The 21,072-nt window shown below is 47.5% G+C and carries 23 protein-coding genes and 1 riboswitch; of the genes, 8 read left to right on the top strand and 15 right to left on the bottom strand.

Annotated features, from left to right (window positions below; genetic code table 11):
- Positions 1–185 precede the first annotated feature (185 nt).
- On the top strand, positions 186–1,733 hold the full coding sequence (locus tag ACWXW9_RS16535) for a Ppx/GppA phosphatase family protein (protein ID WP_494930273.1): 1,548 nt from the start codon (positions 186–188) through the stop codon (positions 1,731–1,733).
- Here the strand turns inward: ACWXW9_RS16535 and ppk1 are convergent.
- A complete protein-coding gene (ppk1, locus tag ACWXW9_RS16530) occupies positions 1,693–3,807 on the bottom strand; it encodes a polyphosphate kinase 1 (RefSeq protein ID WP_494930272.1) in 2,115 nt (704 codons plus the stop codon). The genes ACWXW9_RS16535 and ppk1 overlap by 41 nt on opposite strands.
- Positions 3,808–4,115: 308 nt before the next feature.
- On the opposite strand from ppk1, the gene ACWXW9_RS16525 reads away from it, so the two are divergent.
- The 3 genes from ACWXW9_RS16525 to ACWXW9_RS16515 all read left to right on the top strand — a co-directional run bounded on the left by ACWXW9_RS16525 (position 4,116) and on the right by ACWXW9_RS16515 (position 6,137).
- Positions 4,116–4,361: a hypothetical protein gene (locus tag ACWXW9_RS16525; protein ID WP_044645463.1), complete on the top strand. Its 246-nt coding sequence runs from the start codon at positions 4,116–4,118 to the stop codon at positions 4,359–4,361.
- A gap of 261 nt (positions 4,362–4,622) precedes the next feature.
- Positions 4,623–5,282: a futalosine hydrolase gene (locus tag ACWXW9_RS16520; protein ID WP_494930338.1), complete on the top strand. Its 660-nt coding sequence runs from the start codon at positions 4,623–4,625 to the stop codon at positions 5,280–5,282.
- The gene (locus ACWXW9_RS16515) at positions 5,283–6,137 is read left to right on the top strand and encodes a 1,4-dihydroxy-6-naphtoate synthase (protein WP_494930271.1); all 855 of its coding nucleotides are present in this window, start codon (positions 5,283–5,285) and stop codon (positions 6,135–6,137) included. It abuts the gene before it with no gap.
- Positions 6,138–6,288: 151 nt separating this feature from the next.
- Here ACWXW9_RS16515 and ACWXW9_RS16510 read toward each other — a convergent pair whose 3' ends face one another.
- The 6 genes from ACWXW9_RS16510 to ACWXW9_RS16485 form a co-directional block, all read right to left on the bottom strand.
- On the bottom strand, positions 6,289–6,609 hold the full coding sequence (locus ACWXW9_RS16510) for a hypothetical protein (protein ID WP_014277849.1): 321 nt from the start codon (positions 6,607–6,609) through the stop codon (positions 6,289–6,291).
- Between the two features lie 312 nt (positions 6,610–6,921).
- Entirely contained in the window at positions 6,922–7,212 is a 291-nt protein-coding gene (locus ACWXW9_RS16505; protein WP_025682160.1) for a hypothetical protein, read from the bottom strand.
- Between the two features lie 6 nt (positions 7,213–7,218).
- Entirely contained in the window at positions 7,219–7,557 is a 339-nt protein-coding gene (locus ACWXW9_RS16500) for a hypothetical protein (protein ID WP_494930270.1), read from the bottom strand.
- Positions 7,558–7,587: 30 nt separating this feature from the next.
- Positions 7,588–7,932, bottom strand: coding sequence for a YkvA family protein (locus ACWXW9_RS16495; protein WP_431087059.1), 345 nt, complete (start codon positions 7,930–7,932; stop codon positions 7,588–7,590).
- Between the two features lie 10 nt (positions 7,933–7,942).
- On the bottom strand, positions 7,943–8,557 hold the full coding sequence (locus ACWXW9_RS16490; protein ID WP_494930269.1) for a hypothetical protein: 615 nt from the start codon (positions 8,555–8,557) through the stop codon (positions 7,943–7,945).
- 199 nt (positions 8,558–8,756) lie between these two features.
- Entirely contained in the window at positions 8,757–9,695 is a 939-nt protein-coding gene (locus ACWXW9_RS16485) for a DMT family transporter (RefSeq protein WP_494930268.1), read from the bottom strand.
- A gap of 152 nt (positions 9,696–9,847) precedes the next feature.
- Here ACWXW9_RS16485 and ACWXW9_RS16480 point away from each other — a divergent pair, with 152 nt between their 5' ends.
- Positions 9,848–10,726, top strand: coding sequence for a LysR family transcriptional regulator (locus tag ACWXW9_RS16480; protein ID WP_494930267.1), 879 nt, complete (start codon positions 9,848–9,850; stop codon positions 10,724–10,726).
- Between the two features lie 714 nt (positions 10,727–11,440).
- Here ACWXW9_RS16480 and ACWXW9_RS16475 read toward each other — a convergent pair.
- From ACWXW9_RS16475 to ACWXW9_RS16465, 3 genes are all read right to left on the bottom strand, one after another.
- Positions 11,441–11,812 (bottom strand): hypothetical protein, encoded by a 372-nt coding sequence (locus ACWXW9_RS16475; RefSeq protein WP_494930266.1) that lies wholly within the window; start codon positions 11,810–11,812, stop codon positions 11,441–11,443.
- Positions 11,813–12,234: 422 nt separating this feature from the next.
- Positions 12,235–13,008 (bottom strand): S-layer homology domain-containing protein, encoded by a 774-nt coding sequence (locus ACWXW9_RS16470; protein WP_494930265.1) that lies wholly within the window; start codon positions 13,006–13,008, stop codon positions 12,235–12,237.
- Between the two features lie 239 nt (positions 13,009–13,247).
- Positions 13,248–13,607 carry a HesB/IscA family protein gene (locus ACWXW9_RS16465; RefSeq protein ID WP_014277861.1) on the bottom strand — a complete coding sequence of 120 codons (360 nt, stop codon included), beginning with the start codon at positions 13,605–13,607 and terminating at the stop codon, positions 13,248–13,250.
- A 372-nt stretch (positions 13,608–13,979) separates the two neighbouring features.
- Here ACWXW9_RS16465 and mqnE point away from each other — a divergent pair, with 372 nt between their 5' ends.
- Together mqnE and ACWXW9_RS16455 are read left to right on the top strand one after the other, a co-directional pair.
- Complete coding sequence (gene mqnE / locus ACWXW9_RS16460) at positions 13,980–15,086, top strand: aminofutalosine synthase MqnE (protein WP_014277863.1); 1,107 nt, start codon at positions 13,980–13,982, stop codon at positions 15,084–15,086.
- 269 nt (positions 15,087–15,355) lie between these two features.
- On the top strand, positions 15,356–16,423 hold the full coding sequence (locus tag ACWXW9_RS16455) for an NAD(P)/FAD-dependent oxidoreductase (protein ID WP_494930264.1): 1,068 nt from the start codon (positions 15,356–15,358) through the stop codon (positions 16,421–16,423).
- 120 nt (positions 16,424–16,543) lie between these two features.
- Here ACWXW9_RS16455 and ACWXW9_RS16450 read toward each other — a convergent pair whose 3' ends face one another.
- On the bottom strand, positions 16,544–16,801 hold the full coding sequence (locus tag ACWXW9_RS16450; RefSeq protein WP_044645448.1) for a YuzB family protein: 258 nt from the start codon (positions 16,799–16,801) through the stop codon (positions 16,544–16,546).
- An 87-nt stretch (positions 16,802–16,888) separates the two neighbouring features.
- On the opposite strand from ACWXW9_RS16450, the gene ACWXW9_RS16445 reads away from it, so the two are divergent.
- Positions 16,889–17,134 (top strand): NifU family protein, encoded by a 246-nt coding sequence (locus tag ACWXW9_RS16445; protein WP_025684715.1) that lies wholly within the window; start codon positions 16,889–16,891, stop codon positions 17,132–17,134.
- 92 nt (positions 17,135–17,226) lie between these two features.
- Here the strand turns inward: ACWXW9_RS16445 and ACWXW9_RS16440 are convergent, their stop codons facing one another.
- The 4 genes from ACWXW9_RS16440 to ACWXW9_RS16425 all read right to left on the bottom strand — a co-directional run bounded on the left by ACWXW9_RS16440 (position 17,227) and on the right by ACWXW9_RS16425 (position 20,741).
- Positions 17,227–17,991: an SDR family oxidoreductase gene (locus ACWXW9_RS16440; protein WP_494930263.1), complete on the bottom strand. Its 765-nt coding sequence runs from the start codon at positions 17,989–17,991 to the stop codon at positions 17,227–17,229.
- Between the two features lie 144 nt (positions 17,992–18,135).
- The gene (locus ACWXW9_RS16435) at positions 18,136–18,978 is read right to left on the bottom strand and encodes a MetQ/NlpA family ABC transporter substrate-binding protein (protein ID WP_494930262.1); all 843 of its coding nucleotides are present in this window, start codon (positions 18,976–18,978) and stop codon (positions 18,136–18,138) included.
- A 75-nt stretch (positions 18,979–19,053) separates the two neighbouring features.
- A complete protein-coding gene (locus ACWXW9_RS16430) occupies positions 19,054–19,722 on the bottom strand; it encodes a methionine ABC transporter permease (RefSeq protein WP_134912822.1) in 669 nt (222 codons plus the stop codon).
- Positions 19,719–20,741, bottom strand: a complete 1,023-nt coding sequence (locus tag ACWXW9_RS16425; RefSeq protein WP_494930261.1) for a methionine ABC transporter ATP-binding protein — start codon at positions 20,739–20,741, stop codon at positions 19,719–19,721. The genes ACWXW9_RS16430 and ACWXW9_RS16425 overlap by 4 nt, the downstream gene beginning before the upstream one ends.
- A gap of 137 nt (positions 20,742–20,878) precedes the next feature.
- A riboswitch (SAM riboswitch) is annotated at positions 20,879–21,018 on the bottom strand.
- Positions 21,019–21,072: the final 54 nt, after the last annotated feature.

Raw genomic sequence — 21,072 nt, 5'->3', positions numbered from 1 at the left:
ACATACTCAGCAGCAACTAACTATTCTTGGATGATAGTCCAAGGTTCAAGTCCATTTCGGCAAGATCCCTGCCAACGGTAGCATGCACCTGATATCACTGGTACAATGACAATAATCTGACTACCATTTGCACGGAGTAGCGAAATTTACGGGCAAATCGTTTTTTTCGACAAGGAGGTCATACCATGAACAGCAAAATCGGCATCATGGACATTGGATCAAACTCCATTCGTCTAGTAATTTATGAAATGACAGAGACAGGCGCCTACCGGATTGTGCAGGAATGTAAGGAAGCCGCACGCCTGAGCGAGAAGGTTGGGGCGAATGGTCGTATGGAACGGGAAGCCGTTCGGAGCATCGCTCCATTGCTGAATCAATTTTTGGCGGTATGCCGTATGCACGGGGTCATTCGTATGCGGGCAGCAGCTACAGCCGCCATCCGCAATGCGGCAAATTCAGATGAAATTGTCCAATGGATCGCTGAGGATACGGGCTTAACGCTGGAAATACTGAGCGGAGACCAGGAGGGCTATGCGGGCTTTCTGGGCGTGGTAAATACAATGAATGTGAGCGATGGGATTATTATAGATATTGGGGGCGGCAGCACCGAAATTACACTGTTCCGTGAGCGGCAGCGGCTTCATACCGTATCGTTTCCTTTTGGCGCGGTCAACATGAATTGGCGCTTTGGTCGGGAAGTCAGGAACGGCGAATGGTCTCCTCAACAGATTGAGGAGATGGAGAGCTTCGTCCGTTCTTCGCTGCAAAACCATGATTGGATCTTTTCCAATCCGGGCCTGCCGTTCATCGGTCTGGGCGGTACCTTGCGTACCTTGGCTAAAATCAATCAGAAGCGGCAGGATTACTCGTTGCCCGTGACGCACCATTACGAAATGACGACAGAAGATGTCGATTATTTTTATGTCAGTCTGCCCCATCTTCCCTATGAAAAACGCAAAAAAACAGCCGGCCTGTCCAAAGACAGAGCCGACATTATTGTACCGGGGCTAATTATCTTGAAAACGATATTCGAGGCCGCTCAAGGCTCCACCTATTTGGTCAGCGGAGCGGGCTTGCGTGACGGACTGTTTCATGAGCTGGTCAATTCCGAACAGCCCGTGGTCGACAATCCACTCATCGCGTCGATCCGCAATATACTTTCATTCGCTGTTCCGGTTAGCGAAGCACACGTCAAACGGGTTAACGAGTACGCTGTCCGACTTTATGACGAACTCGTTGGCGTATGGGCTGACGTGTCATCCTCAGCGATGGACAAACGTTTGCTGCTGACCGCCGCAACACTGTACAAAACCGGAGCTGCCTTGAACTACTACCATTTCCGACAGCATTCCGTGTTCTGGATTCTACATGCAGGCATCGGCGGTCTGTCCCATCGGGAAACGGTGCTGGCCGCGCTGATTGCGGACTACCATCCCAAGAATCGGACGCCTCGCCTGTTGCGCACACATGCCGACATTCTGGAGTCTTCCGACGAGGCGCGTGTACATCGACTCGGCTCGTTGCTCCAGCTTGCGATTGGCATGGATCGGAGCGAATCCGGCATTATCACCAGCATCAATCCCGCCACAGGAGACGATGCACTGCATCTTCGTCTGGAAAGCACGGGTGAACCAATTCTGGAACAGCGAGAACTGGAGGCTGTCGCCAAAGATTTTCAAAAAGCATGGAACCTTACGTTGTCATGGTCCATTCTTCCTTCTTCCAATTTCTAACCTTCATCGCTTCGGATTGGCTCCGCATAGGGGCCTCTTCGTCGTTTCTGGACACAAACTGATAGCTTCCGTTAGGCAAAAGCTGCCGCGCCTTCACATTATCCCTCAAGGACAAATGCAAAATATCCGACAGCATCCCCTTGATCCGGTCATCATAAATCGGGCACATTAGTTCAATCCGACGTGTCAGGTTGCGAGTCATCCAGTCCGCGCTGGACAGGAACAACTCTGCAGCCCCTGCATTTTCAAAATAGAACAGCCTGGAATGCTCCAGAAAGCGATCCACAATACTGATGACGCTGATATTCTCACTGAATCCTTCCACACCGGGACGCAAGCAACAAACCCCTCTAATGATCAGATCAATCTTTACACCCGCCTGAGAAGCTGCATATAGTTCATCAATCATCTCCTGACTGGATAAGGAGTTGATTTTGGCGATAATCCGGGCGGGCTTGCCTGCCAAAGCTTGCTCTGCTTCCCTGCGGATCAGCTCGAACAGCTTGTTCTTCATCCCTGTTGGAGCCACCGTGAAAGCCTGCAAGGTCTTGAGCGCGGAAAAGCCTGTAATTTCATTAAACAGCTCGGAAGCATCCTCGCCAAGCACCGGGTCGGATGTGAACAGACCGATATCCGTATACACCCGTGCTGTGCTTTCATTGTAATTGCCTGTGCCCACATGCACGTAGCGCTTGAGCGCGTTACGCTCGTGGCGTACCACGAGAATAATTTTGGCATGCGTCTTCAAGCCGACCAGACCGTACACTACATGACAGCCTGCTTTTTCAAGCTTGCGTGCCCAGGCAATATTACGTTCCTCGTCAAAGCGGGCTTTCAGCTCCACGACCACCGTTACCTGCTTGCCCGATTCAGCCGCACGAGCTAATGCCGGGATCAACTTGGATTCACCGTTGACACGGTACAAAGTCATTTTGATCGCCATCACATCCGGGTCCTCGGACGCTTCAATCACAAAATCAGTCACCGCATCAAACGATTCATACGGATGGTACACCAGCACGTCCCGTTTGCGGAGTACGTTGAAAATATCCTCCTGCGGAGGCAGCTCTTCCGGGTACAACGGCTTGATCGACGGAAACTTCAAATGCGAATACCCTTCCAATTGATCGGCAAAGGACGACAAAAACGTCAAATCCAGCGGCCCGTCCATCTCAAACACATGATCGAACAGTTTGAATTCGCGCTGAAGCTCCATCAAAGCAAAGGGATGAATCCCTTTTTCCACTTCCAGCCTTACCGGCGCACCGCGTCTTCTTCGACGCAGTTCTTTTTCAATCTCTTCGAGCAAATCTTCGATTTCTTCTTCATTAATGGACAAATCGGAATTGCGCGTGACACGAAAGGCTTGAACCGATTCCGGCACATAACCCGTGAACAGCGTTTGAATATGATGCTTGATCAACTCTTCAATTAAAATGAATGATTTCTTCTTGCTATTAGAACGTAGCGGCACAGACACGACACGCGGAATATTGGAAGGCACCTGCACGATGGCAAAAAACGGCTTATCCTCCTCCGTATCCCCTTGACGTCTCAATACAACTGCCAAATATACGTATTTATTATGAACCAGTGGAAAAGGACGGCTCTGATCGACCGCCATCGGCGTCAGCACCGGAAATATAATTTCATGAAAGTAGGTATCCAGAGACTTGCGCTGTGTCGCATTCAAGCCCTCATATTCAAGCAGCAAAATCCCCTTTTTCGTCAACAGGCGAGAAATTTCGCGGTAGGTTCGATACTGCTCCGATACCATCGAGACCGTGCGCTTGATCAGCCGTTTGTATAAACCGGAGGGGGTATATCCGGTGAAGTCCTTTTGCATAAAACCGGCCTTGATCTTCTCCCGCGTCTCTGCCACCCGAACAGCCATAAATTCATCCAGATTGCTGGACACAATCGCCAAAAATTTGGCTCTCTCCAGCAAAGGTGTATCTGTATCCTGCGCTTCCTGAAGCACACGGCGGTTAAATTCAATCCAGCTTAAATCCCGATTAAAGTAGCGCTCTGACCCAGCTTTATCTTTATCCTTATTCTGACTCTCTATCAACATATGGCCTCCATCAATCATGCAGTATAGTTATGTTTCATTGTACTATTAGATGAAACGCACTAGCATCACGGCTGTGTAAACGCAATGTAAAATGTGTGTAAAACGCAGCCTGATGTTGAAAAGGTCAATCGGATACTTTACAAAAATAGTATTAAAGGGTACAGTGTTTACGTCTGTTTCATTGAGGTAAATTGTCGAACCGTACTTTTTTTATTGTTTTTTATGTTTATCATGTTGTTACTTGCCACATAGCAGCCACATTCAATTGCTTTATTTTCAAATGGCATCATATAGGGAGGATTTACGTTATGGAACCCAAGAAAACGCCACGCGTACTGCAAAAAAACATCGAATTTTTCACCGCGGCGCTGTCTCAACATCTCGTTTCAGTCTGGCAGGAGGACCCGACGGGCGTATACTGCGAGATTGGCAGCGGATATATCGAATTGTTCAGCAGCGAGATGATTCGGGTACGCAATCAGGATGGGACCCAAAGCCATTATGACCGCAATATCACGATGTTTCAGTTGATCACCAAGGATCAGCCGATATAATTATTATATGCTATACCTGTACTGTTCTTCCAGATTAGAATTGCTTTTTTACCTTGAAAATAACTGATGTCCAACTCTTACCACAGGGTAATCGTTATTATTTAAGGCAGCGATGCTGCTGGCTTTCGATTTGTGAAAATATTGCAGGTTTATACAAAAAGCGCCACAGAGCGCTTTTTTTTGTCGTTATTTTTTGAACATCGTTTCAAAAAGCAGTATGATGAAGTAGCATATGATCTAAATTTAAAGGGGAATCAACCGATGGAGCCTACAACAGCAGACGGACGCATCCTGATCATGACCGCGGTTGAGGGCGAACGGGAAGCCGTGCTGCGCGGGCTGAAAGGCGACAGCCGCTTTGCGGTTGAGCTTGCTGGTGTGGGCGCTCCGTCCGCAGCAGCTTCGACCGCGTTGGCACTGGCTGGCGGTGGCTACCGCCTGGTCATCAGCGCCGGAATCGGCGGCGGCTTCATGGATGTAGCCGCACTGGAGAGCGTCGTCGTCGCTGACGCGATCATCGCCGCCGACCTCGGGGCCGAGACGGCGGAGGGCTTCAGCAGCGTGGACGAGCTGGGCTTCGGCTCCAGCCGAATCGCCGTGAACGGCGCAACCACGCAGCGGCTCGTTCAGACGCTGCGCGCCGCCGGACAGACAGCCGTCGCCGGGCCGATCCTGACCGTCACGACGGCGACAGGTACAGCGGCAACCGCAGAACGGCTGGCTGCGCGCGTTCCCGGGGCTGCTGCCGAAGCGATGGAAGGCTACGGGGTAGCCGTAGCGGCGAACAGGCTGGAGCTGCCTGTGATGGAAATCCGCACGATTTCCAATGCAGTTGGCGCACGTGACCGCGCAGCCTGGCGGATTAAAGAGGCTTTGCAAGCGTTGGAAGCCGCATTTTCTACATTAACGGAGGTTATATAGATGCAAATTGCTTTTTCACCTTGTCCCAATGACACCTTTGTCTTCCATGCCCTGGCGCATGGATTAATTCCGGGCGCACCCGCGCTGGACATCACATTCGCCGATATTGACATCACCAACAATTTGGCGGTAACGCCAAACGGGCTGGATGTTATGAAAATCTCGTATGCTGCGCTCCCTTGGGTGCTGGATGAATACGCCCTGCTGCCTTGCGGCGGCGCACTCGGCCGGGGCTGCGGGCCGCTCGTGCTGACCAAGGAAGGCACCACGGCGCAAGGGCCGGAAGCCCTGTCCGGCAAGCGCGTAGCTGTGCCGAGCGAACGCTCCACGGCCTATCTGCTATTCCGCCTGTGGGCGGCCAAGCATGTGCCGGGAGGAGTCGGCGAAATAGTCGTGATGCCATTCGACCAGATCATGCCTGCTGTCCGTGACGGACATATGGATGCCGGGCTGGTTATTCACGAGGCACGTTTCACGTATCCGTCCTACGGTCTCAGCAAGCAAGTGGACCTGGGCAACTGGTGGGAAGAAGATACGGGTCTCCCGATTCCGCTTGGAGCCATTATTGCCCGCCGTTCTCTGGACCTCGATGCGATCGCAGGCTGGATACACGCCTCTGTCGAGTACGCCTGGAAGCATCCCGAGGCTTCGCGCGAATATGTATTGTCCCATGCGCAGGAGCTGTCACCGGATGTCGCCCAATCACATATCGACCTGTACGTGAACGACTTTACCGCCAATCTGGGCGACAGTGGATACGCAGCCATCGAAGCACTGCTCGGACGCGCCGCACAGGAAGGACTTGTGCCTTCGTTTGATTTAGCCAAGCTGCGCCTTGCGTCCGCCACCCGCTAACGGACCGACATTGCATGTTTTCCTGCTGAATAGAGCAGTTTAAACATATAAAACCTCCCGAACGAGCACATTGCCTAGCCATGCGCCCCATTCGGGAGGTTTTATGATTTCATATTGCGAATCATCATTCAGACTCGCCTGATCCTTGTCCTTAGTTCTGTTCCTGCTCCACGACCTCGGTCTTAAACACGTTATCCAATTTGGTACCCAATCTTTTGACCAGTGGCACCTTAATATCCCGGCTCAGCTCCTTGAAAAAAGCGTCCATGTCACAATTAATCTTATCCAACACGACCTTTACGGTGCCCTCTGCCAAGATCTGCTCATTCAGATCTTCCGGTACGGTAACCGAGATATCATACTTCTTGCTTAACGTTTTAATGTAGCGGGTAAAGATTTCGATAAGCTCCTCATTATTGAACTTCTCGACTGCAACTTGCCCTTTGTTCGTAAATTTCAAATTCACTCTCACGTTAGCATTTCCCCTTTTCCTTTTGACCATTTATTTTGGATAAACGTTGAACCTTACGAGGCTCTTCAAAGAAAGGGCCTTACCGGTCGTTTTAGACTCTTGTCCTTTGATATACTAAGTATAACACATTAAGTCCGTTTTCATTTCCCAACTTGTCGTTTTATGATAAAAAATGATACAATTTGCGCATTTTCAGCATTAATTCTTTCTTTTCATGCCAATCATTAGGAAGATTTTATACATAAATACACAAAAAAACGCCTATCTCGCAAAAGAAAGACGTTTCCGTATAGATGCTTATACAGTATGGATTTACAAAGGTTTTGTACATTCCCAACCATGTGAACGATACTCACGTACCGCATCCCGCACATCCTCAATATCATCGGTGTGCAGCAGAACTGCAGGTAAAATCACCCAGTATTCATTCTCTGCCAGATCAATAAATACATCCTCGACGTCATAATATTGCATATCGCCAAAAGCCGTATCCCTAATTTTCTGTCCAACTAAAGGTGTAAAATGGGAATCAAATGTTTTGATCACCTTCGTATATTCCTTCACGCCCGTTGCTGATATCTGCTGTGAAATAATGACGCTCAATGCTGTTTACCTCCCTGACTGATAATGCTCATTATAACCTCTAATCAGGCCTTCTACAAAACCTTGTGCTGCAAAAATAATAAAAATCAACAACCCGATGCCGATCCCAACGGAGCTTAAAACGATAATCAGGATGCCCTGTGTATTACGTTGCTCTATCCGTTTCGTCAAAATGCCGAAGACTAAACCCAGAATAGCCGATAGATTACCAATGACTAAAATACTTAATAGTAGCCCCAATCCTGCAAAAATCCAGCCAAACAAAGCAAGCACCCAGCCCTGCGACTTCGGCTCACTCTGTCTCATCTGCCAGCGTTCCCTCGCTGTAGACGTGTATCTATCCATTCCCTGGCTCCCCCGTTCTTCAAGCAATCCTCAAGAAAGAAATTCGTTCGCCTTCTCCCGGTGGGCAGGCTTGATATGCATGTCCAGCACTTTTAAGGCCGCCAGCACGACACCCGCATCATCCGTGAATCCCAGCACCGGAATGACATCCGATATCGCATCCAATGGAGAAATAAAATACGCCAAGGCCCCGAAGGCCACCCCTTTGGCATAAAGAGGCGTTTCAGGATCTATCGCACAATAGTACATGGCCACCGCATCCTTCACAAAAGGAACCTTCCCGGCCGTGGATTTCACCTTTTTGAAAAATCCCTTTTTCACCTGTTCTTCCTGCTTCGGATCATACTTGGCTTTAGTTACATCAAAATCCTTCATAAGGTACCTCCTATTTCTGACTGGCAAGCTTGAAAATTCCACCTTCCCGCTTTCCAAGTTCATAATTTTGTACCGTCATTTCCACCTTCGTATTTTTATCCCATACCGGAAGCTTGTCCGACGTACCATATTGTTTCATAGCTATGTTTATGACTTCCTCCGCCTTCTTCGTCAAAGTAGAAGAAGCCATATTATATTTACCATAACCTTGATAAGCACCATCGAAACCAAGATTCGGTTGATTGTTCACATTTAAAAGCACACCCTTCAACGTACCATTCTCTGCTACATCAAAGGTCACTTTTTCCAATACAAAATCATCAGTAACGACGGAAGTCTGCTCCAATACATGCGATATGGACGACAGGTTGGCTGCTAATCTAACCTGTTGCAGCAGCGCCTCTGTATCCTTTTGTTGCTTTGTCAATGCTTGCGTTGTCTTGTTGAGTGAAGCATTCGCTGTAGTTAAAGTATTTACCTTTGCCGTCAGATTATAATTCCATAACGCCAAGGTAATACATCCGAGTACAGCTATTCCTGAAATGACCGTGGCTACAACTGCGAGCTTACGAACAGCCTGTGGTTGCGGCTCCACAGACTGAGTATGACTGCTTAATTCCCCCATAGCAAACTTCCTCTCTATTTTACATAGTCATATTTTACTATGACCCCCTTTTATAATCTAGTATATTTTTCCTACTTTCTCATTCTCTATTCATTTGAATCCATTTCATAAATGATTAAGCCAACGAAATGTATACTGCATATAGACAAACTAAACCATTTTGATCTATATGTACTCTTTATTAAAGCTACTGAGGGTATTATGAAATGGATTTATTGGTGCAGGTTTTCGTTTCATTGGCCCTTGAGCTTCGGTTGCCTCGTTTTCCCGGTAAAGCCGTATTCACCAGATACACACTGCCCGCGATCAGCACCAATCCCACCACGAACGTCAGGGTAAGCGATTCCTTGAGCATCACCATACTAAAGATCGTAGACAGCACCGGAATCATAAACGTATAGGAACCAACCGTTCCTGCTTCTCCGTTATCAATCAGTTTAAAATAAATCATCCAGCCCATCGCAATCACGAATACGGATATAAACAGCAAGATACCGATAAAGGAAGGGCTCCAATGAATATCGCTCCATTTCTCCGTGGTAAGTCCAATCCCATTGAGTAGAATTCCCCCAAAAATGAGCTGCATCGTCACCGCCCAAATGGAGTCCAACTGCTTGCTTTTTTTCTTCATATAAATCGTTCCGAGTGCCCAGCACAGCCCAGAGGCCAGCCCCAGCACGATACCCAAGACGGACAAATGCCCGGCCATCCCTCCGGAGCTAATCACGATCACCCCGCCAAAGCCAAGAACCAGTCCAATGACCTTCATCGGAAACATGCGCTCACCCAACCACAACCAGGAGAACAATCCAAGCAAGATCGGCTGGAGGAATACTAAAGCGGAAAATAACCCGGCAGGCAAATATCGTAGCCCCACCGTCTGCAAGCCATAGTAGCCTGTAATATTAAATATCGCCAGAACGAGATACGTCCACGCATTCTGCCTCAAACGCAAAGTCTCCCTGTGACGCATAGCAAACATAAGCAGGATTAGCCCGCCCAGCAACGTACGTATGCCTGAAAATAAAATCGGCGGTGTATCCGGCAGAGCCAGCTTGGTCAACGGCCAGTTAATTCCCCACACCATCACTAATATCATTACAAGCCACAGCGTAGCTTTAGGTGTTAATGTTTTCATAAATACCTTCCTCTCCCCTAGCGATGATCATCGCGCATTTCATACGGCTATAGTCATTTACAGCCATTTGCATAGCTTCACTTTACTAGCGTATACTGTGGGCACTAATAAATAAAATGAATGTTTTCGATAAGGGAGATAACTTTTCGCTTATGACCATTACCCAAATCATGATCTTTGTCCGCGTAGCTGAAACGCTAAACTTTACCCAAACTGCCCATGAACTGCATATGACACAACCCGCAGTCAGCCACGCCATCGCCAGTATTGAGAGTGAGCTTGATGTCCAGCTATTGCTGCGTGACCGAAAAAAAGGCGTGCTGCTGACGGATATCGGGCAAAAGGTACTGCTGCAATTCCGCATGATACTGCAAAGCATGGAAAAGGTGGAGCAGCAGGTCGCCGCCGAAAAAGGGCTGGACGTTGGCACCATCACCATCGGAGCCTTCCCTTCGGCATCCGCCTATTTTCTGCCTCCAATCATACATCATATTCGCCAGCATTACCCGAATCTCATATTCGATCTGCATGAAGGCTCCACGAATGAGGTTAAGGAATGGCTGCATAACCGAGAGATTGAAGCAGGCATCATTCTGCTGCCAGACCCGCAGGTGGATATCATCCCTTTATGTCAGGATAATATGGTTATCCTCCTGCCGGACGGTCACCCTTTGCAATCACAAAGCAAAATCGCCATTCGGGACTTGAACCAGCAGGATATGATCTTCTGTAAAGGCGGACATGAGGTTGCCATTATGGAAGGCTTCGAGCGTGAGCAAAGCCAGTTGCAGGCACGTTTCACTACTCACAATGTCAGCACCCTGGTCAGCATGGTTCGACAAGGACTAGGCATGGGGATCGTCTCATCCCTCTCCTTGTCCACATTCCCCCATGATCTGACTGTCAAGGAAACCACCCCTCTGATTACGCGCCAGATTGGTATCGCTGTGCCATCCCTGCACAATGCTTCTCTGGCTGTACAGTTATTTGTGCGCACCGCGCAGGAGTTATTTACCGATTTGGAGAAGTAAAAGCTACGGATATGCAAGTGTTGGACCAAAAGGTGATTCCGCTGGATGGTACTGCGGTAACTGTGACGCGAGTTTCTTTACGAGGAACGGTAGGTAATGAACCCATTGAAGATGAAATGTGCTACACCCGTGTTTGGCACGATATGGATGGGGCGTTAAAGATCATTTCAGGACATTGTAGCGTGGTAAAATAGTCATTTTAGCCAAGCCTGCTTGCACGTTGAACGAATCAAAATAATGTGTACGACTATTCATAGCCGTTGTAGAAAAAAGAACAACGCTATGCTATACTAAACGAACAAGCAGTGACACGCAATACGTGTCATATAGCCTATGACACTTGGGTAAAATAAGAATAGCCGCGATGGTTGCACATCGCGACTTTCTGACAAAGGCCGGTGGGCGACCACGGCGAGAATTTCATACTGCGTACGAAAAACCACCGGATAGCTAGGCGCCTAACCTATTCCCGGTGGTTTTTCTTGTCTTTACGTGATTGTTTCCAGGCTTGAACTAAAGCCTTCAGGCCAGTAGTAATACTGACCAACTTTAGCACAACGTCAAGAACCTTCACGATTAGATCAAATGACACGGCGTCACCCCCTCTCGGGCTAGCTTCGCCGCATCTTCCCCACCGGTAATTTTGTCCAAATCATTATAGCATAAATGGGATAATTGAAATATAGAAGGAACCATAAGAAAAACAATACTGGCTTACAGATTTCCCTTTGTTTTCACGAGGTTAAGCTCAACATGATTTCGACCATGTAGCCATAGCAGTTCATCCAGTAAAAACGTCAATCCATCCTTACTACGCAAACGCTCGATCAGCTCTGTAGCAACCTCCATGATCTCACGTTGTACATTCTCCGCTAATTGTAGCCCACCACTTTCCCCATCCACATAAAGATGTGGATGATTCGGTTGTTCTACCTTTCGTACATGTCGCAGATACAATATTCCATGTTCAAGATAAAAGAAATAGCTACGCTCATACAAAACTCCCTCAAATAGTTCAAACATATGAGGATCATCATCAAGTCCATATGTCATGGTAACTCGCTTTAAGTCAACTGGGTTGCTCATATATACTTCTACTCCCTCCGCATTCAATTCAAATATAAGCTCCTATACTGAAATTTTAGTGAAGTAAAACTCTAATTAAAATAATGTGAACTTTTTATTCGATAAGTGCTAGATGTTTGTATGCAATACTGTAATTTATGTATAAAAAATCGTACATTAAGTACATCTGTATATATTTTCTTTCAAAAATTATTTATGATACGGTATACCCAATAAACTTCTACTTGTAGTGATAATGATCATTAAACACATTCAAAAAGGCCTCTATAGCAATATAGTACGCAACTATACCGCTATAGAGGCCTTCATTTATAGTTGAATCTTTTCTTTGCTTTCGTCTGATTTATACGTGCATGCATGTGATATATCGTAGCGCCCTACAGACAAATGGAAGTATTCAACAATAACATAAGGACTATTCATCACTTCGATTGCTTTGTCGCTTCGTACAAACGCTGTAAAATGGTAACCGCTTCAGCCCGTGTGACTAGCGCTTTGGGGTGAAGGTATCCATCATTGGCGGTAAGGACGCCCATATTAGTCAGGGTGTAGAATGCTTCTCCTTTTTGATCTTGGGAATCTCCATCATAATAGGGCTCCTCTTGAGTCGTGTCGATGTATATTACTGGATAGCTGAACGAGTAATTGTCATTGTAATTCGCCTGACGAATTTTTATATCCTTATACTGCGCAGCTGCAGAGATTACTTCCTTGATCTCAGGATGAAGAGTCTGATTCGTATAATCCGTCCGAACGGAAGCAATCATCATAACATCCCAGCGGGTCAGCGGTTTGTCGGGATTGATATAGAATTGATAGTTTGGATATTTGCCCCCTACTCTTTCAGTGAAGCCCCAAACATAATCCCCATTGAATAATGCTGCAAAATCTTTATTCGCCCAGTGCTTACGCGCATCAACAAATTCTGAAGCTTTTCCGGACGAATGATTGATCTCTGGAAAAAGCTTGTGAAACATATTTACAAATTCCGCTTTCGTTATGGTTTTGCCTGGCTTGAAGGTCCCATCCTCATAGCCCTTGACAACACCTTTGTCGACCATCAAACGAATAGATTCAGCAGCCCATTCATATTTTGTCCCGTTCACATCAGTAAACGTATTTGCCGCGAATGCGGATTGACTAAAAAACAGTGCCACCGCAACCAGCGGAGTGATAAGCCATTTCTTTTTCAACATCTCTTTCCACTTCCTTCACGTAAAATTTATGTAGAAAATAGTTCTCCAGAACTCCATGTTATATCGGCATCTCAAAAGCAAATGATGATAATAAACAGAAAAAAACAACACAAAAAAGACCTCTGCAACGAGTAAACCCCGTCACAAAGGCCGTTATCCACAACCTAAACGCATGTTTTTAGGGAACCATCCTGACATTTAGGCTTCTATAATTCAGATCACCACTCGAAAAACATTAATTAACAAGGCTCTTCGTTCGGCTTCCCTGCATCCGTAGCTGTACGGAAGCTTGAACCGCAACCACAGGTAGCGATTGCATTCGGATTATGAATGGTAAAACCGCCTGACATACCAGACTCTTCAAAGTCGATTTCCAGACCGTCCAGGTAGCGGATGCTTTCCTTTTCCACTACAATCTTCATATCCTGTACGTTCATATATATATCCTGATCCGTCTCGTTGTCGTCAAAGCCCATGGCATACGAGAATCCGGTGCAACCGCCCGGCGTAACACCCAGACGCAAAAACATATTCGGCGTTTCCTGCTGCTCCAGCATATCTTTCAAGCGCTCGGCAGCGGAATCGGTGATGTTAATCATGACTCCATCCTCCTCTTTTACTTCATGTACTCCTTCAGTATACTCCACTATTTGCGGGTGCTCAAGTCATGGAATGTCCTTCCCTAACAGGCTAAAAGACCTGTTTTTCTGTTCGTTTGTATTGAACACCTGTGAGGTGAGGTTTATAATAGGTGAAGAGCGTGTAAAAGAAACTGTCGGAAATTTGTCATTTCATAGATGAAGTTCTGAGACATTCATCATTGTAGCTTGGCATTGTAACATTTTTCACATATCACATATCCGCGCTGCCGGATTCGTACCGACGGAACGGGACATCCTGTGTGCATCAAGCGCTTGTGCCGCTTATAGGGCGGACAGCCTCGCACAGAGCAACTTGAAGGAGGAATAGGCATGTCCACATTAGTTACACCCTTTACAGACCGTAGAATGGCGGAGATTGTAGAAAAGGTACAGAACGGCATCCGTTTGAACCTTGAAGATGGTATATATTTGTACGAAACTGACGATATTCTCACACTGGGTCAGTTAGCTAACGAAGCGAATTTACGCAAGAACGGAAAAAAGGTTTATTTTATCGAGAACATGAGCCTGTACTTCACCAATGTATGCGAAGCGCGCTGCGCGTTCTGTAATTTCCGCAAGGATCAGGGGGAAGACGGCTCTTATACGTTGTCCGGGCAGGAAATGATTGATTATGTTGAGCAGCATATCCATCCGGGGGTCAGAGAATTCCATATCGTCGGCGGTCATAATAATCATGTGCCTTTCCAATACTATGTAGACTCATTGAAGGCGCTAAATGAAAAGTACCCCAACGTTACACTCAAAGCTTATACTGCGGCGGAAATTGACTTTTTCACACGCATTAGCGGCTTGAGTATCAAAGAAGTGCTTCAGGAGCTGCAAAAGGCAGGGCTGCAAACACTGACCGGCGGTGGCGCAGAAATTTTATCAGATGAGTATCGCCAAAAAATGCGTGTCACCAAAGCGAATGTAGATCGCTATCTTGAGGTTCATCGCACGGCTCACAATCTCGGTATGAGAACCCATACGACAATGCTGTACGGTTCGGTTGAATCCTACGAGGATCGTATTGAACATATGCTGCAAATCCGTGCATTGCAGGACGAAACGAACGGATTTATGGTATTTATTCCACTGTCCATGCAGCCGAAAAGCAAAAATGCCAACATCATGCGCCGCAACTCCGCTTACGAGGATCTCAAAACGATTGCGATCAGCCGCCTGATGCTGGACAATATCGACCATGTCAAAGCTTACTTCATTAATATTGGCCCGCAATTGACGCAGGTTGCTCTGACCTTTGGCGCATCGGACGTCCATGGCACGATTGTGCGTGAGCAAATCAGCCATGCCGCAGGTGCACTGACCCCGGCCGGATTGACCCGTAAAGAGCTGATCTGGCTGGTCAAAGGTGCCGGACGCATCCCGGTTGAACGGGACACCTTCTATAACGAAATCGAAGTTTTCGAATAAAAGCCATATCGGATTCGTATTTTCCCGCGTGCATTTCATCCCCATACCTCACACCATGCAGCATCAAGCTGCCCCGGAATTTTCTGGTCTGCTTGCCTACAGGCGGGCCGGGAAGCCGGGTTTTATAACAACAAAAAACCTGTGTCTGATCGGAAACATTGAATTTGCATGTCGCCGGGATAAGACGTAATTTGAAGGCGAACAAGGTTTCCTGATGAGGCACCAGACCATTTGCCGGGGACACGGCAGCGAAAGGACGGCGGATTTTGATGAAAAATTTCGTTATTCTGGGAGGCGGCTACGGTGGCCTTACCATTGCCAAGGAATTACTCAATAAATATATTCCCGACGATGTTCAAGTCATTTTAGTGGATCGGATGCCCTTTCAGGGATTGAAAACAGAATACTACGCCCTTGCGGCCGGGACGGTATCTGATTTTGATTTACGTGTGCATTTTCCCGATGAACAACGGCTCATTCGCAAATACGGAGAAGTCACCTCGATGGATTTGGAAAATAAAATTGTACATTTTCAGGACGGCGAGCCTTTGCCCTATGAACAGCTTGTGATTGCACTGGGCTGTACTGACCGTTTTCACAATACACCGGGGGCTGAAGAACATAGCTGTACCATCCAGTCCTTTAACAATACACGTCAAACGTATCTGCGCCTGAATGAAATCAAGCCTTATGGACATGTGCATATTGTAGGTGGCGGTCTGAGCGGTGTTGAGATTGCGGCGGAATTGCGCGAAAGCCGCACGGATTTGAATATTACCATTATGGATCGGGGCGAGCGGGTGCTGTCGGCATTCCCGCAGCGTTTGTCTGCCTATGTGCATGCCTGGTTTAAGGAGCATCAAGTCGATGCGTTAAATCATGTGGGGGTTTGCCGCATTGAGCCGGGCGCTATTTACAACCATGATGAAGAAATTGTGACGGATGCGGTTGTATGGACTGCCGGGATTCAACCCGTGAAAATCGTGCAGGATTTAGCTGTGCCCAAAGATCCTCAGGGCCGCATTGTGCTAAATGAATATTACCAAATTCCGGATCATCCCGAGGTGTATGTAGTTGGAGACTGCGCCAGTCTCCCCTACTCCCCAAGTGCTCAGGCGGCCGAGGTGCAAGGTGAGCAGATTGCACACATTGTACATGACTTGTGGAAAGGCCACACGCCTCACCCGCATCCTTTGAAGCTGCGTGGCACATTGGGTGCGCTTGGCAAGAAAGCCGGATTCGGCTATGGTTTTATGGGCAGCACCTCGCTGCGTGGTCGTGTACCCCGCCTGCTCAAAAGCGGCGTGCTCTGGAAATCCAAACGCCATTTTGGCTAATCTGTTGGTACAACACACAAAAAAGACCTGCTCTGGGGGCGGGTCTTCTTTGTTTTAAACATGTATGGACGGTGCGTATATCATAGACAGAAACAAGCAGGCTGACGAATGATTAACATCTTAGTCTAGATCAAGGTTATCCCACGCCTCGGCTTCCTTGATTTTGTTCATAATCACTTCGTACAGCAGCTCGGCTGAATCGGCAGATACAATCTCGCCGTTGACCATCGCATACGGTTCTGCGTTACACTGACCACAATTGCTGAGACAGCCGTATTCAATGACGTCGTAATCCGGATTTTGCTCCAGTCTGGACATCAATTCATCGGTGCCAAAATGCATATTGCTGGTGCAAAATTCAATGATGGGTCTTAACATTTTTTCACCTGCTTTGGACGACGGGCATTTTAATTTGGCCCGCTTTGTAATATAATAAATAGGGTATAGGAAAGGAGTTGAATTCTAATGAGCGAAACACAAAGCATTCCAATGTATGATGAAGTATCCGAAGTATTGGATAAGCTTCGTCCGTTCCTGCAACGCGATGGTGGCGACGTTGAGCTGGTTGATGTAGAAGACGGCATCGTTAAGCTGAAGCTGGTAGGCGCTTGCGGCAGTTGCCCAAGTTCCACAATCACGCTGAAAGCAGGGATTGAACGCGCTCTTCTCGAAGAAGTCGACGGCGTCCAAGAAGTGGTACAAGTATTCTAATGCTTGATGCATAATGATCATGAGAGTCTTGACTTCGGTAACGAAGCTCAAGACTCTTTTTTGTGTATCGGGGTCTACTGGATCTTAATCCCTTATATGGTCGGTCGAATCGGATCCAGCCCTCCCGACACATCCATAATATTGCCTGTGATAAAATCCGAATCCTCATCACACAAATAAGCAATCACTCGCGCAATGTCCTCTCCACTCCCCGGCCGTCCGCGCGGTGTCTCTTTATCCTGCAAGCCGATGACGTCGGCAATTGACTTTTCCTTGTTCGCCCCCCGGATATCCCCGGGACAAATCATATTGACCGTGATACCATAGGGAGCTTCCTCCACAGCCAGTGACTTCGTAAAAGACACCAGCCCCACCTTGGCGGCTGCGTACACCGCGCGATGCGGCCAAGCTCGTGCTTCTCCAGCATGACCAAAGCCAAAATGAATAATACGTCCCCATTGCTGGTTCCGCATATGAGGTAGTACCAGATGATCCAGCAGCATCGTACCGACCAGATTCCCCTGAATCATGGCATGAATCTCGGCTACACTGTAATCCGCAAACAAGCGACGTTCCCGGATGAACGGTCCCGCGTTATTTACCATAATATCTACGCCACCCAGCCGATTCTGTACTTCGCCGATCAACCTTGTAATATCTTCCTGAATCGAAATATCTCCTTGCAAAGACAGACAGCGTACTCCCTTGGCTTCAATCACCTGCCTAAGCTCTTCGGCTTCGGTTTGGCTATGCACATAATTCAGAGCAATATCACAGCCTTCATCAGCCAGACGCAGAGCGGTCATTTTACCTAATCCTTTGGCACTGCCTGTTATGAGTGCGACTTTGTGTCTCAACAGTTTTCCTCCTCTTCACAGAGAACGGTCACTCCCAAGTATAAAATATTTAGGCTTCGCCTACAACTCCAGCAAAAAAGAAACCCCAAATCCTCTTGTTCAAGAGAATTAGGGGTTGGGGTTCAACGCGTTCTCGTGTCCAGCTTAAAATGCCGGGATAATCGCGCCTTGGTATTTGTCTTCGATGAATTTTTTAGTTTCCGGGGATTGCAAAGCTTTGATCAGCTTTTGAATCGCTTCGGAATCTTTATTATCCGGACGCGCTACCAGAACGTTAGCATATGGAGAATCCTTGTCTTCCAGTGCCAGTGCATCCTTTGTAGGGTTCAGCTTCGCTTCCAGAGCGTAGTTTGTGTTGATCAGTGCAATGTCCACTTCAGGCAACTGACGTGGCAGCATAGCCGCTTCCAGCTCCTTGAATTTCAGGTTTTTCGGGTTTTCTGTAATATCTTTTACGGTTGCTTCGATGTTGCTTGCGTCTTTCAGCTTGATCAGACCTTGTTTCTCCAACAACAACAATGCACGACCTCCATTGGTTGCATCGTTCGGGATGGCTACGGTAGCACCGTCTGGAATTTCATCAAGCTTTTTATATTTTTGGGAGTAGATACCGAATGGCTCCAAATGAACCGCGCCCACAGAAACCAGGTCCATTTTGCGCTCTTTGTTCATAACATCCATGTAAGGTACATGTTGATAGAAGTTAGCATCCAGTTGCTTGTCGAACAATTGTACGTTCGGTTGTACGTAGTCGTTAAACTGAACGACTTGAAGACGAACGCCCTCTTTTTCCAACTGAGGCTTGATCGCTTCCAAAATTTCCGCGTGCGGCACAGGAGAAGCGCCAACTTTCAGCTCGACTTCACGTGGTGACCCGCCTGTGTTTTGGGTCGCATTGTTTGTATCGGATGTCGTGCTTTTTGTACCGCAAGCAGCCAGCACCGCAATTAATGTCAAGCTTAATACGACCAATACCCATTTTTTCATGTGATTACCCCTCCAATAAATTGTAGTGTTCAGGATTCAGACGTCCTGATCAATAAGGATATCTATATGGTTTCCCTATTTTCGAGTATAATGCCGAACCAGACGGTCTCCCGCCATTTGCAGCAGTTGCACCAGTACGACCATTAGTACGACCGCAACGATCATTACAGCCGTTTCATAACGGTAGTATCCGTAGTTGATAGCCAGTGTACCCAGACCACCGCCCCCGATCATACCGGACATCGCTGTATAGGATACGAGCGTAACAACGGTAATCGTTAATGCGGCGAGCAGACCCGGCAGTGCCTCACGCAACAGCACCCGACGGATAATCTGCCCTGTAGAGGCGCCCATGGCTTGTGCAGCCTCGATGACACCCTTGTCCACTTCGCGCAATGACGTCTCTACGAGACGGGCGAAGAATGGCGCAGCACCAATGACCAGCGGTGGAATCGTACCCAGCACTCCCGTGGAAGTCCCCACCAGCGACCGTGTAAAAGGAATCAGTGCAACAATCAAAATAATAAACGGTACGGAACGCAAAATGTTTACGATAAAGGAAAGTACAACGTATATCACCTTCATCAGATTCCATGAAGAGCGGCTTGCCAAAAACAATAAAATCCCAAGAGGCAGACCAATAATAAGGGTGAACAACGCAGATGCACCAAGCATCTGAAGTGTCTCTAATGTAGAGTTACCTAGTTCTTCCCAACTCACTTGTGAAAAATCAAGTTCACTCATTGTCCGATCACCTCCACATCAAGTCCCTGACCGGACACTTCACGCAGCGTATGCTCAATATCCTCCTGATTTCCTTCAAAACGGACGATAAGCTGTCCATACGGTACGTTTTTAATTGTGGAGATGGTTCCCTGCAAGATCGCAAAATCAACGCCGGTACTACGAGCCGTTCGTGACAGAATCGCATCGTATGTCTTGCTGCCCAAAAATGAAATCCGTACAACATGCGCAGATTCGCCGCCTCCTGCTGCTGTAATCGCTGCTTGTAGCTCCTCGGGATGCTCAGACTCCCGCTGGATAAAGTCCTTGGTCACCTGATGCTGCGGCTTCAGGAATACTTCTGCCACCGGACCTTGCTCCACGATGTCGCCCTGATGAATGACGCCGACACGATCACAGATGCTTTGAATGACATGCATTTCATGCGTAATCAGCACGATGGTCAAATTAAAGCGCTGGTTAATGTCTAAAAGCAATTTCAGGATGGACCCTGTCGTCTGCGGATCAAGCGCCGAAGTTGCCTCGTCGCACAGCAGTACATGAGGATCACTGGCAAGCGCTCGTGCAATACCTACCCGCTGCTTTTGTCCACCCGAGAGCTGTGATGGATATTTAGCGCTGTGTTCTTCCAGACCGACCAGTTCCAGCAATTCACGAACCTTCTGGTCCAACTTCTCCTTCGGCGTATTTACCAAGCGCAACGGAAAGGCAATATTGTCATATACCGTCGCCGAGGATAACAAATTAAAATGCTGAAAGATCATTCCGATTTTACGACGCTGTTTCTGTAACTGGGATTGGCTTACCGTGGCGAGATTCACGCCATCTACCCATACCTCGCCCGAGGTCGGACGTTCCAATAAATTAATACAGCGGATCAGCGTACTTTTCCCCGCTCCGGAATGACCGATAACTCCAAATATTTCACCACGCTCTATGGAAAGATTCAAACCGGACAGCGCACTAACGCGTCGGCTGCCTTTGCCATAATGCTTGGTTAATTGCTTAAGCTCTATCAACGTGCTGCGACCCCCTTCACTCTTCCTTACCCTTTTAAGCGACGTTCATCTCTCCGGAATTATAAAATTCCTTCTCTATGATTATACAAAAAGAGCCCCTTTCACAGAAATGAAAAGGGCCCCACCATGCGAACCTTTTCTCATCTGTCAAAACCGTTATAAGTCTAGCGGTTTTGTAGGAATTAGCACCATAATGTTCCCTTCCGGTGTTTCACACCGGAAAAGAACGGGTTGCCGGGCTTCATCGGGCCAGTCCCTCCACCTCTCTGGATAAGAAAATATGTTAAACTCCAGCTTTAGCTGTCCGTTAAATTAATTTATAAAATCATAA

Source organism: Paenibacillus sp. LT-B23, from assembly GCF_059417685.1.
Note: the sequence above shows the minus strand (reverse complement) of the source record. Positions and strands in the feature narration are given on the sequence as shown.